Below are 14027 nucleotides of genomic sequence, written 5' to 3'. Positions count from 1 at the left end.
CCCCCCCCCCCCCCCCCCCCCCCCCCCCCCCCCCCCCCCCCCCCGCTTTTTTTTAGATGTGTATAAGAGACAGCTAGCGCCCCGCGCGGCCGTTGTTTACATGGACCGCCACGACTCGCACCCACCCGACCTCCCCGGGGCAGCAGGAAACGGCATCTTCATGGACATTCGCCTCGGCCTCACCTTCGACGATGTCCTGCTCGTGCCGGCTGAATCGGACATCGTGCCCAGCCAGACCAACACCGCGACGCGCGTCACCCGCGGCATCTCGCTCGACATCCCGATCCTCTCCTCGGCCATGGACACCGTGACCGAGGCCGACATGGCGATCGTCATGGCGCAATTGGGCGGCATCGGCGTGCTCCACCGCAACATGGAGGTCCCCGAGCAAGTCGCCGCGGTCCGTGCGGTCAAGCGCTTCGAGAGCGGCATGGTCGTCAACCCGATCACGATCGCCCCCTCGGCAACGCTCGCCGAGGCGCAGGCGCTGATGCTGCGCCACAAGATCAGCGGCATCCCGGTGGTCGAGGCCGACGGCACGCTCGTCGGCATCCTCACCAACCGCGACACGCGCTTCGCCGAGAACGCGCAACAGCCCGTCTCCGAACTCATGACGCACGAGAATCTCGCGACCGTCTCGACCGGCGTCGGCAAGGAAGAGGCGCGCCGCCTGCTCCATCAGCGCCGGATCGAGAAACTGATCGTCGTCGACGACAAATATCGCTGCGTCGGCCTGATCACCGTCAAGGATATCGAGAAGGCGGTCACCTATCCCAACGCGACCAAGGACGATGCCGGTCGCCTGCGCGTGGCGGCGGCGACCACGGTCGGCGACAAGGGCTTTGCGAGGACCGAGGCTTTGGTCGATGCCGAGCTCGACCTGGTGGTGATCGACACCGCGCACGGCCACAATCGCGACGTCGCGCGCGCGGTCGAGCGGGTGAAGAAGCTCAGCAATTCGGTCCAGGTCATTGCCGGCAACGTCGCCACCGCCGAGGCGACCCGCGCGCTGATCGACGCCGGGGCCGACGGCATCAAGGTCGGCATCGGCCCGGGCTCGATCTGCACCACGCGCGTCGTCGCCGGCGTCGGCGTGCCGCAGCTCACCGCCGTGATGGACTGCGCCGAGATCGGCCAGAAGCACGGCGTGCCCGTCATCGCCGACGGGGGCCTGCGCACCTCGGGCGATCTCGCCAAGGCGCTCGCGGCGGGCGCGTCGGCGTGCATGATCGGCTCGCTGCTCGCGGGCACCGAGGAAGCGCCGGGCGAGACCTTCCTGTTCCAGGGCCGCGCGTACAAATCGTATCGCGGCATGGGCTCGGTCGGCGCGATGGGCCGGGGTTCTGCCGACCGCTATTTCCAGGGCGACATCAAGGACCAGATGAAGCTCGTCCCCGAGGGGATCGAGGGCCAGGTCGCCTTCAAGGGGCCGGCCAAGGACGTGATCCACCAGCTCGTCGGCGGCATCCGCGCGGCGATGGGCTATACGGGTTCGGCGACGCTCGAGGACCTGCAGGCGCGCGCGCGCTTCGTCCAGATCACCGGTGCCGGCCTCAAGGAAAGCCACGTCCACGACGTCGACATCACGCGCGAGGCCCCGAACTACCCCACGCGCTGAGCGCGCGGGCAAGACGTATTTCGTCACCCCGAACTTGATCCGGGGTCCATGCGAGCCGTCCGAGACGAGACGTCCTGCATGAGGCGAGCAAACCGCATGGATGCCGGATCAAGTCCGGCATGACGACGACTGGAATTTTGATATGACCCCATCCGCCCGCACCCAGGCCGCGATCGAGCTGCTCGACCAGATCATCGCTGGCGCCCGCGACAGCGGCGCCGCCGCCGACACGCTGATCGCGCGCTACTTCAGCACGCGCCGCTATGCCGGCAGCAAGGACCGCCGTGCCGTCCGCGAACTCGTCTACGCAGCGATCCGCGCAGCCGGCGAGCGCCCAGCCTCGGGCCGCGCCGCGATGCTCGCCGTCGCTGAAGCCGACCCAGAGGTCGCCGCGACCTTCGACGGCGTCGGCCACGGCCCCGCGCCGATCGGCAAGCACGAGACCGCCGCCCCCTCGGGCGTCGCGCCGACGTGGATCATCGACCGCCTGCATTCGTCCGACCTCGGCTATGAAGAGTTCGAAGCGCTCATCAGCCGCGCCCCGCTCGACGCGCGCATCAACCGCATGATCGTCGAAGAGATCGACATCGAGGGCGCCGAGCCGATCGCCGGCCTGCCCGACGGCCTGCGCCTCCCGTCGGGCACGCAGGTCGAAAACCTCCCCGCCTACAATCACGGCGCGATCGAGGTGCAGGACGCCGGCAGCCAGTTCGTCACGCTCGCTGCCAAGGCCAAGCCCGGCCAACGGATCGTCGACCTATGCGCTGGAGCCGGCGGCAAGACGCTCGCGCTCGCCGCGGTGATGGAAGGACAGGGCGAAGTGCTCGCGACCGACACCGATCGCATGCGCCTTTCGCGCATGGCCCCTCGCGCTGAACGCGCACGCTCGGGGATCATCGAGACGCGCCTGCTCAATCCGGGCCGCGAGGTCGAGATGCTCGACGATTGGCTCCACAGCGCCGATTGCGTGCTGATAGACGCGCCGTGCTCGGGCACCGGCACATGGCGCCGCAACCCCGAGGCACGCTGGCGGCTCACGCCCGACCGGATCGAGCGGCTGGTCGAGACGCAGAAGCACGTGCTCGAAGTCGGCGCCAATCTCGTCAAGCCGGGCGGCGCGCTTGTGTACATCGTCTGCTCGCTGCTCGACGAAGAAGGGGCAGGTCAGGTCGCCGACTTCCTCACCGCCAACCCCGGCTGGAAGGCGCAGCCGCTTAAACTCCCGGTCGGGCGCAAGCATGGCCCCGGTGTCCGCCTGACGCCAGCGCATGACGCGACCGACGGCTTTTTTGTCGCGCGCCTCATCGCGCCGTGATAGCCCTGTGGCCGTGTCGAAGCTGGAGTATCTCATGCGTTACACGTCCGTCGCCGTCGCTGCCGCGCTGACGCTGGTTACCGTCGCGACCGCGGTGCAGGGTCAGCGGCCCGAGGACGCGGTCGACGCGCGCTCGCTGGCGCTGCTCGCAAAGGGGCAGGCGCAACAGGCGGCGGGCAATCTCGATGCGGCGACCGATCTGTTCGAAAGCGCGGTCGCGGTCGATCCGCGCAACCGTGGCGCGTTCGTGCGGCTCGCCGAAGTCGCCAAGACGCGCGGCCTGCCGGGCAAGGCGATCCGCCTCTACCGCGAGGCGCTGTCGCTCGATCCCAACGATGTCGCCGCGCTGAGCGGGCAGGGCGAAGCGCTCGTCGCCAAGGGTGCGGTCATCCGCGCGCGCGAGAATCTGGCGAAGGTCAAGCTGGTCTGCGCCAAGCGCGCGTGCCCCGAAATTGCCGTGCTGACGGCATCGATCGCCAAGGGCCCACCGATCGTTACGGCTGCCGCGACGGTACCGGCAGCGCTCCCCAAAGCCGACTAATCCGTTGCCCTGGCGAAGGCCGGGCCGCTGGATGTAGCAGAGCGCCGCCCGACCCACCGAGCGGCCCCGGCCTCCGCCGGGGCGACGCTGTCAGGAAAGCGCCTTGGCTAGCGCGACGAACTCCGCAACGCTCACCGTCTCCGCCCGCCGCGTCGCCTCGATCCCGACCGCGTCGAGCGCCGCAAGCGCACCCGGCACGCCCTTCAAGCTCTGCCGCAGCATCTTGCGCCGCTGCCCGAACGCCGCTGCCGTCAGCCGCTCGAGCGTCGCGAAGCGCACACCGTCGGGCGCCTCGCCCGGCACGATATGCACCACCGCCGACATTACCTTGGGCGGCGGGGTGAAGGCCGACCGGTGCACCGGCATCGCCAGCGTCGCCTTGCTCCGCCACTGCGCGAGCACCGCCAGCCTGCCATACGCTTCGCCATCGGTCGGCGCGACGATCCGTTCGGCAACCTCGCGCTGGAACATCAGCGTCAGGCTCTGCCACCACGGCGTCCAGTCGGCGGACAGCCATCGCACCAGCAACGCCGTGCCGATGTTATAGGGCAGGTTCGAAGCGATATGCGGCTTGCCCTCGGACAGGCCGGCGCCGTCGATCTCGAGCGCATCGCCCTCGATCACGCGCAGCTTACCGGGAAACGCTTCGCCCAGTTCGGCGAGCGCGGGGATGCAGCGGCGGTCGCGCTCGATCGCGGTCACGCGGGCCCCCGCGCCGAGCAGCGCCCGCGTCAGCCCGCCCGGCCCCGGGCCGATCTCGAGCACTTCGGAATCGGTCAGGTCGCCGGGAATGCGTGCGATCCGCGCGAGCAGTTGCGCGTCGAGCAGAAAGTTCTGCCCCAGCGCCTTGCTCGCGTTGAGGCCATGGCGCGCGATTACCTCGCGCAGCGGCGGCAATTCTGGCTTGCTCACGCGTCGGCAGCAGCGCGGCGGTCGGCGGCTTCACCGGCGAGACGGATCGCCGCGATCGTCGCACCGGGCTCGGCGCGGTCCTTCCCGGCAATGTCGAAGGCGGTGCCATGATCGGGCGACGTCCGAACGATCGGCAGGCCGAGAGTGATGTTGACGCCCTCGTCGAAATAGAGCGTCTTGATCGGCACGAGCGCCTGGTCGTGATAGCAACACAGCACGGCGTCATACCCTGCCCGCGCCCGCGGGTGGAACAGCGTGTCGGCCGCGAACGGGCCAATCGCGTCGATCCCGTCGTCGCGCAGCGCCGCGACCGCAGGCGCGATCAGCTCGATCTCCTCGCGCCCGATCGCGCCGCTCTCGCCGGCATGCGGGTTGAACCCGGCAAAGGCGATGCGCGGGTTGAGGATTCCGAAATTGCGCGCCAAGCCGCGCGCGGTCGCACGGCCCTTGGCGACGATCAGCTCGATCGACAACAGCCCACTCACTGCGGCCAGCGGCACGTGTGTCGTGATTGGGACGACGCGCAGATCGGGGCCGGCCAGCATCATCACCGCATTCTCACCGGCAATGCCGCAACGTTCGGCGACGAACTCGGTCTGGCCGGGATAAGTGAAGCCGATCTGGTAGAGCTGGCTCTTCGACACCGGCCCGGTGACGAGCGCCCGCGCGGCACCCGAGCGGACGAGACCGGCGGCAAGCTCGAGCGCCCGCAAGGCACAGCGCGCGCCCTCGACATCGGGCGAGCCCGGCACGATCTCACCGCCGTCCTCGACCGTCAGCACCGGCAAAGCGGTCTCGAATACCCGGTTGGCCGCTTCGGGATGCGCGATGATCGTGACCGGACCATCCCACACTGCTGCGATCGCTCGCGCGTCGCCCGTCGCGAAGAATGGCGGTAGGCCGGCTTCAACGCGACGCGCCCATGCTTTTGCGATCACCTCGGGGCCGATGCCCGCCGGATCCCCCATCGATATGGCGAGCGGCGCGACCATCGTGATATCCTCCAGGTCAGCGATATTCGACGATCGCGTCACGCCGCAAATCGCGGAGCAACTGGTTCGCACGCAGGTTAACGCGTTGATTTTCCATCGTGCTGCGAACTTGTTCCATTCCCGGAATGTTTGCAACCGCTTCGTCACGGCCGCACAACACAAGCGAACGGATGCCATCCTTGGCCGAGCCGAACGGCGGCGTCGATTCGCCGACCTGCAGCTTGAGCATGATCTCGCGCAGCGCGACCGGCAGATCCTTGATCCGCACCGAATCGTTGTCGACCACATCCGCGCCGAGCGTTGCCGCAACCTTGGCAACCTCGCCGCAGCCCTTGATCGTCGAGCTGAGCTTGGCGAACTCGGCGACGCGGGCGTTGGCTTGTTCCTGCGTGATCCCCTCGGGGAAGCGCTCGCTGACCTGCTTGAGCGTCAGGCGCGCATCGAGCGGATCGGCGACGCCGATCTTGCGCGTATCGACCAGATAGATGATCGAGAAGCCACCCGGCACCTCGATCGGACCGGCGAGATGCTCGGGCGTCATCGATTTGATCGCTTCGACCAGCGCCGCCGGAAGCTGCGACAATTGCTGCTCGCTCAACCAGTCGAGATCGCCGCCGGTCGCACGCGTCGTCGCGTCGGACAGGCGGGCATAGTAGCCGAACGTATCCTCGCCCTTGTCGCGCTTCTGGATCGACTGCATCATTTGCTGCGCTTGCGCGAACACCTCGGGCGCACGGTCGGCATCGGCCTTCAGATAGATTTCGCGAACGTGATATTCGGTCGAGCCCTGCTGCTTCTTGATCTTGTCGATGATCGCATTGACCTCTTCGTCACCGACGTTGACGTCGACCTTGCGGCGAAGATAGCGGTTCCACGACAGCTCTGCCTCGATCTGGCGCTTGAGCGAACGGTCGGCCGATCCGATCGTCCGCAAATACGCGCGCATTTCGGTCGGCGTCTTGCCGAAGTTGCGGGCGACCGTGTCGTAGCTCTTGTTGATCTCGTCGGGACCAATTTTGACGTCGGCACTCTTTGCCTGCTGGATCTCGAGCGTTTCGTCGATCAGCTGGCGAACGATGACGAGCTTGTACTGCGCCATTTCCTGCGCCGACAGTTTGAGGTCGCGTGCAGCGAGCAACAGCGCAACGCGCTGGTCGATATCGGTCCCGGTGATCACAGCACCGTTGACGATCGCGGTTGGCTTGCGGATCGTCGGATCGACCTTGCCGAAGATCGTTGGGTTCTTGGGCAGATCGAGCGCGGTCACGCCGGCTTGGTCGGACGCCGCCGCATCCTGCCCCGCTGGCGCCGGCGCAGTCTGCGCGATCGAGCCCCCGCTCGCGGCCAGCAGCGCGATGATCGCTGCGCCAAATCCGAAGCTGCGACCCAGTCGGGTCGGCTTTGCTGTATCAGTCTTCACGTAATCAAAATCCCATCCCGCACAGCGTGCCCGATCAGCCCAAACCTTCGCGCCCTAGGCCCGGGCCCGAACCGTTGGACGCGGTCCTGCGCCGATCCGTCTGAACCAGTGCTTAGCGGCCAAGGTTTTTGAACGCCAGCGTCAACAAGAAGCCATTGCCCGCCTTGACGTCGCCGGTGGTCTGATAATCCCGTTTCCAGGTAACCCCGAGCTTGAGGCAATCATCCTCATACTGGACACCGAGCCGGTGCCGTACGGGGTCGAACCCGTCGGCGAGCGACAACGGGTCTTCGTCACGATTGGTCAGATCGATCACCGTCGAGCCGAACACGGACCAGAAGCGCGAAATCTGCACGCGCGAGCCGACCCGCAATTCCTCGCGATCGCGCAGATCCTCGAGCGTCCGATCGATGTTGCGGTTGAGCCGCAGATATCCGACGAGGAAATAGGTGCTGCGCGAACCAACGGTCGCATCGAGCTCGTTGCGGCGGACCGCGAGGTCGCCTTGGTCGAGCCGGTAGCGGTGGATCACCGAAACCCAGTCATGGAAGCGCAGTTCGGTCCGCCCGACAATGTCCGATACGCGTCCCGAAAGGCCGGTACCGTCGGGAAACAGGGTCGGACGGCTGTTGAGGCGATAGCTTTGCCCGATATTCGTCGTGAGCGAGAAGCCCGGTAGGTCGACCGCCCAGTCGAGCCCGTAGGTCACCCGCGCCGAATCCTCGAAGCGATCGTAGCCGGGAAAGCGGTTGAGCGAGAACAGGTTGGTATCCTCGAGATCGACCGACCGCGAATCCTCGTTCGGAACCGTTGTGGTGCCAGCCTGTGGCGATCCGACGATTTGCACGCGCGGGGTAAGACGCTGCGTGCCGCCAAGGAACGCCCCGATGAACGGCCACTTCACGTCGATAGCAAACGCGCCGATCAGGCGGCCGCTGACGCCCGATTCGCCGCGATAGTTTGCCACGCTCGTCGCGAGAATGTCGCTGGTACGGTAGAGGTCGCCGCGGCCGAGCGCGGTGAAGGTCACCTCCTGGCCCCAGGGCGTCAGCTTGCGCAATTCCCATTGCGCGCTGGCAAACGCGCGCTGCGTGTCCTGTCCCGCCGGGCGCTCGATCCCGAGCGTGTTGAGCTGGAAGGTGAGAACGCCGCCGAGAAGACTGTCGGGAATCCGCTTGCGATAATCGATCTCGGGCAGCGCGATCGGCTGGAGCGCCTGGCGGTCGCCGACGCGGAGCGTCTGGACGTACCAACCGGCGACCGAGAAATAGCTGCTCCGGTCGATATGCTCAAGCTTCACGGTGCTGCGCAGCCGGTCGTCGGTCGAGATGTCATAGCGTCGCAGGAACGTCGGGTCGGTGGTCAGGCGCAAGGAACCGCTGAGCGTCCAATCGGGGGTCAGCTGGAAACGCGCAACCCCGTCGAGATAGCCGCGGAACGAATTCGGCGTGCCTGCAGGGGTCGGGGTCAGCAAATCGGTGCTGCGCGGGCTCGCGGTGACATAGCCCGCGATGCGGTACGCGCCGAGCGTGTTGAGCGCGCTATATTCGGCCTTGAGCATCGGCAGCACGGCGCTGAAGATCCGCGGCGTGACCGTAAGCCCTTGGTTCGGCCCGAGCGCGAAATGGTAGGGCTGCGCGAATTCGAAGCCGTTGGTACGGCTGTAGCGCAGGTCGGGCGCGAGCAGGCCGTTGTCGTTGCCGTCGCCGATCGCATTCGAGAAAGCGGGCAACGGAATCGTCGGCAGGCCGAACAAATTGATTCGCGCGCCCTTGTAATAGATCCGGCGTCGATCGGGCCGATAGATCACGCGCACCGCGGTGATCTTCCACGACGGTTCCTTGGGGCAATTGTTCGAATCGGTCACACCGCACGGCGTGTAGGCGGCATCCTCGAGCACGACGGTCTCGTCGAGCGAGCGCGTTCCCTTGCGTGCAGCCAGTCGTCCACCCTTTTCGAGCACGAGCAGCATGTTGTCGACCATGCCGTCCTTGAGCGCATCGGTCAGCTCGATCGAATCGCCATAGGCGGTGTCGCCGCCGGGGTTGACCACCGCGACATTGCCGTCCGCGTGGACCTTGCCGGTCTTGCGGTCCCATACCACCGTATCGGCGCGCAACCTATTGCCGGCGCGGTACATTCGCACGTCGCCCTTGGCGGTGACCATGTCGCCTTTGCTGTCATATTCCAGCGTCGTGGCGTTGAACTGGACCTGGTCTTCGCCCGTGCTCGGCGTCGTCGCGGGCGGCGGGGGAGGGACGGTCCGCGTCTGCAGATCCTGCGCGAAGGCGGGCGCGGCCGCCCAGACGAGCGGAAACACACAGCTGGCGAGAAAGAAGGCACGCTTCACGTCGGAACTAACACCCTGATGCGAGAAAGCGCCCGATCTGTCGCCGGATGCCGCTGGTCGATCCCGCCCTATCGCATCGACCTTGCCTCGCTGCAATCGTGCTGCGGCGAATTCCCCCGGCGATTTCCTGGGGTCGATCCTTTGCCAGCAGCGTCTGGCTGTCCTAGAGACATTCGACTCATTCGACGACCAGACCACATCGAGGCTTTCATGCACATCGAACTTTCCAGCGCCGCGCCGGCGTCCGCCGCGGCGATCGCCTTTCCCGTCGAGAAGGACGGGCTTGCCCGGCTCGCGACTACGCTCGTCGACGCGGCGGCGCTCGATCTCGTCAAGGCCGCGGCCCGCGCGAGCCGCTTCGAGGGCGAGGCGGCGAGCGTCGTCGAGGCCTTCGTGACCGACGGTGCGGGCGGGGTGCGGCGCGTGTTGCTGCTCGGCACGGGCGCGGGCAGCGAGCCCGACTATGAGCGCGCCGGCGGTGCGCTGACCGCTCGCTTGCTGACCTCGGGCGTCACGAGCGCGAGCGTCGATTTCACCGGCACGGGCGCCACCCCGAACGCGGTTGCGCGCTTTGCCGGAGCGGCAGCACAGCGCGGCTGGCGTCACGACGTCTATCGCACCAAACTCCCCGAAAAATCGAAGCCGACGCTGACCTCGATCGTCCTGCACGGCGCGCCCGAAGCGACCGATGCCGCGTGGAGCAAGCAGAAGGCGCTGACCGAGGGCCTCGAGCTGACGCGCACGCTCGTCGCCGAGCCGCCAAACGTCATCTATCCCGAAACCTTCGTCGCCAAGGTGCTGGCCGAAGTCGAGGGCCTTGGACTCGAAGTCACCGTGCTTGGCGAGGACGAGATGCGCGAGCTCGGCATGGGCGCATTGCTCGGCGTGTCGCAGGGTTCGGCCAAGGACGCGCGGCTGCTCGCACTGAAATGGAGCGGGGCAGGCGCCGGTGATCCCGAGCTGGCGCTGGTCGGCAAGGGCGTCACCTTCGACACCGGCGGCATTTCGCTCAAGCCGGGGCCCGGCATGGAAGACATGAAGTGGGACATGGGTGGTGCTGGCGCGGTCGTCGGCGCGATGAAGGCGATCGCCGGGCGCAAGGCCAAGGCCAATGTGATCGGCGTGTGCGGCCTCGTCGAGAACATGCCCGATGGCGATGCGATCCGTCCCGGTGACGTGCTCACCTCGATGTCGGGGCAGACGATCGAGATCCTCAACACCGATGCCGAGGGCCGGCTCGTGCTGTGCGACGCGGTCACTTGGGTGCAGCGCACGCATCGCCCAAAGACGATCGTCGATCTTGCAACGCTCACTGGCGCGATGATCATCAGCCTTGGCTCTGAGCATGGCGGCATCTTCGCCAATGACGATTCGCTCGCCGATCAGCTGCTCGCTGCGGGCAAGGCGTCGGGCGACCTGCTGTGGCGCTTCCCGCTGGGCGAGGCGTACAACAAGCTGATCGACTCGCCGATCGCCGACATGAAGAACGTCGGTCCGCGTGGCGCAGGGTCGATCACTGCCGCGCAGTTCATCCAGCGCTTCGTCGATCCGGGCGTGAAATGGGCGCATCTCGACATCGCCGGGATGGTGTGGTCCGACAAGGCCGGCCCGAACTACGACAAGGGCGCGACCGGGTACGGCGTACGTCTGCTCGACCGGTTCGTCGCAGATAATTTCGAGGGGTAAGCCACAAATCCCCCTCCCGCTTGCGGGAGGGGCTAGGGGAGGGAACGACCTGGAACGCTTGCGGTCCGCCTGAGCAAGAAGGCAAGGTAGGGGGGAGAAACATGCAAGTCGACTTCTACCACCTCACCGCGCAACCGCTGGAACGCGTGCTCCCGCGTATCGCCGAGCGCGTCGTCGAGACCGGCGGCCGCCTGCTGATCGTCGCCGAAAGCGTCGACCAGCGCGGTGCGCTCGACCGCTTGCTGTGGACCTATGCCCCCGACAGCTTCCTTCCGCACGCACAAGCCGACGGCGAGAGCGACGCCGCCCAGCCGATCCTCATCACCGACCGCCCCGCCGCCGCCAATGCCGCGCGCAACATCGCGCTCGCTGACGGCGTGTGGCGCGAGGAAGCGCTCGGCTTCGACCGCGCCTTCCACTTCTTCGACGAGGAGCGCATCATCCAAGCGCGCGCCGCGTGGAAAGCGCTCGCCGATCGCTCCGGGATCGAGCGCCGCTACTGGAAACAGAATGACAGCGGCCGGTGGGAGCAAGCCGCCTGAGGCTTGCATCCGACCGGGCGCCCGACTAGGGGAGCGCGACTTTCCAAACGCCTTTCAAACACAGGAGCTTCACGGTCATGGCCGCGAACCGCACTTTTTCGATCATCAAGCCCGACGCGACGCGTCGCAACATCACCGGTGCCGTCACCAAGATGCTCGAGGAAGCAGGCCTCCGCGTCATCGCCTCGAAGCGTATCCAGATGACCCGCGAGCAGGCCGATGGCTTCTACGCGGTCCACAAGGAGCGTCCGTTCTTCGGCGAGCTCGTTAGCTTCATGATCTCGGGCCCGGTCGTCGTCCAGGTACTCGAGGGCGAGAACGCCATGCAGCGCAATCGCGACATCATGGGCGCAACCAACCCGGCGAACGCCGAGCCCGGCACGATCCGCAAGGAGCTCGCCGAGTCGATCGAAGCCAACACCGTGCACGGTTCGGATTCGGACGAGAATGCCGAGATCGAGATCGCCTATTTCTTCAAGCCTGAAGAAATCGTCGGCTGATGCCAAAGTGGCGCGTGCGACGGGCAGGGCCGGCGGATGCCGACCTGCTGTCGCTCGTCGCCAACGCAGCGTTCCTCGACACCTATGCGCCGTCGCTCGCCGGCGCCGATCTCGTCGCGCATTGTCTCAAGAACAATAGTGCGGCGGTGTTTGCCAAATGGCTCGCCGATCCCGCGACGGTCGTCACCGTCGCGGAGATCGAGCCCGGGTTTGCGCCGATCGGCTATGCCGTGCTGACCGCGCCCGACTTTCCGATTGCGCTGCAGCCCGGCGATATCGAGCTGCGCCGGATCTACACGCTGCGACAGGCCTATGGCAGCGGCATCGGCGCCGCGCTGATGGCGCAGGCGATCGCCGATGCTGTCCTGGTTGGCGCCAAGCGTGTGTTGCTCGGCGTATGGGATCAAAATGCCCGCGCCCGTGCCTTTTACGAACGCAATGGATTTAGCGTCATCGGCAGCCGCGACTTCGTCGTCGGCGGCGAGGTGCATGTCGACCCGGTTTACGCGCGCGGTCTTTGAACCCCGGCCGGAACGGCGTCAGTCGTTGGTCTTCGGCTGCTGACCCGCCCAGACCGCATCGAGCCGCTTCTGCGTCCCGCCGAGTTCGTGGAGCCGCAGGCTTTCGAGCTTGACCGAGCGTCCGAACGGAAACCCGCCCTCGGTCTTCCACCCGATATCGTAGATCCCGCGCGTCGTCCGCGGCGTATCGCCATCCCAATAGGTCAGCGCGATCAGCACCGGCAGCCGCCCGGCCTTCTTGTCGGGCCCGCCATCGGTCGCCTTGAGCAAGGCATGATCGAACCAGCCGCGATCGATCGTGTCGGCGACAGTATCCTTGGTGCCGACACCCAGCGCGGTCGGGAAGGTGACGGTTGCGTCGCGGATCGCGTGACGGTCGTCATGCGCCAGCAGCAGCGCGCTGCCGTTCGAAGCCGGCGCCGCGCGGATGTCGAAGCGTGATTGCTCGCGCGCTGCCTTGATCGAGGCGACCTGCTTGTCGGCTTCGTCTGCGCGGTGATCGGCCCAGTTGAGGTACAGGCTGCCGCCCGCAATGAGCAACCCGGCGACCGCGATGAATTCGCCGAGGTTGATCCAACGCCGCCGCGTCGCCGCTGCTTCGGCCTTGGCGACCGCCTCGGTCGCAGCGACTTGCAGTTCGGGATCGCGCGGTTGCTCGCTCACCGTCCGCCCGCCTCGAGCAAGCGACGCGGCGCGGCGAGTTCCCAGCTGATCGCGATCCGGTCGCCGACGCGGTCCCAATCGGTGTCGTCACGATCGAGCCGCATCGCGACCCAGCCCGAGGCGCCGAGATAGGCCGGGCGGAAATAGCAATCGGGGTCGGCCTCGATCAGCATCGCCTGCTCGTCGCTACCCGTCGTCTTGACGATCACCACGGTCTCGCCGTCGCCGTGATGGTCGTGCCAGAAATAGGCGAAGAACTTGCCGTCCGCGATCAGGAAGCCGGGTGCGCCGTGCGACGGGCGCTCTGTGGTTTCGGGCAAGGCCAGCGCCAGTGCGCGGACCTTGGCGAGGGCGGATTCGGGATCGGGGCTCATCGTCTTACGAACTCTGCCAGAACCTGGGGGTAAAGGCGATGCTCGGCCTCGAGCACGCGCGCGGCGAGGCTGTCGGGGGTGTCACCGGGCAGGATCGCGACCTCGGCCTGACCAAGCACTGCGCCGCCGTCGAGTTCCTCGGTGACGATATGGACCGAGCAGCCAGCAACCGCATCGCCCGCTTCGATCGCGCGGGCATGCGTGTCGAGGCCCTTGTATTTGGGGAGCAGCGAGGGGTGGATGTTGATGATCCGGCCCGCCCAGCGCGCGACGAATGCGTCAGAGAGGAGGCACATGTAGCCGGCCAGTGCGATCACCTCGACGCCGGCCGCGACGAGCGCGGCGTCGATCGCGACTTCATAGTCCGCCTTGGCAATACCCTTGGGCGACTGCGTGAAGGTGGCGAGGCCGCGGTCGCGTGCCCAGGCTATGCCGGCGGCGTCGGGCTTGTCCGATGCGACGAGCGCGACGTGATAGTCCTGCGCGGCCTCGACCAGCGCCATCATATTGGAGCCACGCCCCGAGAGCAGAATGCCGACCTTGACGCTCACTGCCCCCCTCCCGTTTGCGGGAGCTGTCTCTTATACACATCT

The 14027-nt window shown here is 66.9% G+C and carries 14 protein-coding genes; 7 read left to right on the top strand and 7 right to left on the bottom strand.

What is annotated here, in order from left to right; all coding sequences use genetic code 11:
- Positions 1-160: 160 nt before the first annotated feature.
- The 3 genes from guaB (at position 161) to QN347_RS17110 (ending at position 3474) form a co-directional block, all read left to right on the top strand.
- Positions 161-1618, top strand: coding sequence for an IMP dehydrogenase (gene guaB / locus QN347_RS17120; protein WP_010186409.1), 1458 nt, complete (start codon positions 161-163; stop codon positions 1616-1618).
- Between the two features lie 142 nt (positions 1619-1760).
- Complete coding sequence (locus QN347_RS17115) at positions 1761-2933, top strand: RsmB/NOP family class I SAM-dependent RNA methyltransferase (RefSeq protein WP_189674681.1); 1173 nt, start codon at positions 1761-1763, stop codon at positions 2931-2933.
- Positions 2934-2967: 34 nt separating this feature from the next.
- Positions 2968-3474 carry a tetratricopeptide repeat protein gene (locus QN347_RS17110; protein ID WP_206365650.1) on the top strand — a complete coding sequence of 169 codons (507 nt, stop codon included), beginning with the start codon at positions 2968-2970 and terminating at the stop codon, positions 3472-3474.
- Between the two features lie 90 nt (positions 3475-3564).
- On the opposite strand, the gene rsmA is transcribed toward QN347_RS17110, so the two are convergent.
- The 4 genes from rsmA to QN347_RS17090 all read right to left on the bottom strand — a co-directional run bounded on the left by rsmA (position 3565) and on the right by QN347_RS17090 (position 9148).
- The gene (gene rsmA / locus QN347_RS17105; RefSeq protein WP_322163859.1) at positions 3565-4386 is read right to left on the bottom strand and encodes a 16S rRNA (adenine(1518)-N(6)/adenine(1519)-N(6))-dimethyltransferase RsmA; all 822 of its coding nucleotides are present in this window, start codon (positions 4384-4386) and stop codon (positions 3565-3567) included.
- Positions 4383-5378, bottom strand: a complete 996-nt coding sequence (pdxA, locus tag QN347_RS17100) for a 4-hydroxythreonine-4-phosphate dehydrogenase PdxA (protein WP_322163858.1) — start codon at positions 5376-5378, stop codon at positions 4383-4385. Before pdxA ends, rsmA begins: the two co-directional genes overlap by 4 nt.
- Positions 5379-5394: 16 nt before the next feature.
- A complete protein-coding gene (locus QN347_RS17095; protein ID WP_322163857.1) occupies positions 5395-6798 on the bottom strand; it encodes a peptidylprolyl isomerase in 1404 nt (467 codons plus the stop codon).
- A gap of 112 nt (positions 6799-6910) precedes the next feature.
- Positions 6911-9148, bottom strand: coding sequence for an LPS-assembly protein LptD (locus QN347_RS17090; RefSeq protein WP_322163856.1), 2238 nt, complete (start codon positions 9146-9148; stop codon positions 6911-6913).
- Between the two features lie 210 nt (positions 9149-9358).
- Between QN347_RS17090 and QN347_RS17085 the strand changes: the two genes are divergently transcribed.
- From QN347_RS17085 to QN347_RS17070, 4 genes are all read left to right on the top strand, one after another.
- Positions 9359-10834: a leucyl aminopeptidase gene (locus QN347_RS17085; protein ID WP_189674686.1), complete on the top strand. Its 1476-nt coding sequence runs from the start codon at positions 9359-9361 to the stop codon at positions 10832-10834.
- Between the two features lie 101 nt (positions 10835-10935).
- Complete coding sequence (locus QN347_RS17080; protein WP_322163855.1) at positions 10936-11376, top strand: DNA polymerase III subunit chi; 441 nt, start codon at positions 10936-10938, stop codon at positions 11374-11376.
- A 77-nt stretch (positions 11377-11453) separates the two neighbouring features.
- Positions 11454-11876 (top strand): nucleoside-diphosphate kinase, encoded by a 423-nt coding sequence (gene ndk, locus QN347_RS17075; protein WP_322163854.1) that lies wholly within the window; start codon positions 11454-11456, stop codon positions 11874-11876.
- Positions 11876-12397: a GNAT family N-acetyltransferase gene (locus tag QN347_RS17070; RefSeq protein WP_322163853.1), complete on the top strand. Its 522-nt coding sequence runs from the start codon at positions 11876-11878 to the stop codon at positions 12395-12397. Before ndk ends, QN347_RS17070 begins: the two co-directional genes overlap by 1 nt.
- Before the next feature lie 18 nt (positions 12398-12415).
- Here QN347_RS17070 and QN347_RS17065 read toward each other — a convergent pair whose 3' ends face one another.
- Genes QN347_RS17065 through purN form a run of 3 tightly spaced genes read right to left on the bottom strand, consistent with a single transcriptional unit; the run spans position 12416 to position 13940 of the window.
- Positions 12416-13060 carry a hypothetical protein gene (locus tag QN347_RS17065; RefSeq protein ID WP_322163852.1) on the bottom strand — a complete coding sequence of 215 codons (645 nt, stop codon included), beginning with the start codon at positions 13058-13060 and terminating at the stop codon, positions 12416-12418.
- A complete protein-coding gene (locus QN347_RS17060) occupies positions 13057-13434 on the bottom strand; it encodes an MmcQ/YjbR family DNA-binding protein (protein ID WP_322163851.1) in 378 nt (125 codons plus the stop codon). The genes QN347_RS17065 and QN347_RS17060 overlap by 4 nt, the downstream gene beginning before the upstream one ends.
- On the bottom strand, positions 13431-13940 hold the full coding sequence (gene purN / locus QN347_RS17055) for a phosphoribosylglycinamide formyltransferase (RefSeq protein WP_322164205.1): 510 nt from the start codon (positions 13938-13940) through the stop codon (positions 13431-13433). Before purN ends, QN347_RS17060 begins: the two co-directional genes overlap by 4 nt.
- Positions 13941-14027: the final 87 nt, after the last annotated feature.

The organism is Sphingomonas sp. 10B4 (assembly GCF_035019905.1).
GTDB classification, from domain to species: domain Bacteria; phylum Pseudomonadota; class Alphaproteobacteria; order Sphingomonadales; family Sphingomonadaceae; genus Sphingomonas; species Sphingomonas glacialis.
This window is presented reverse-complemented; position numbering and strand designations above follow the sequence as displayed.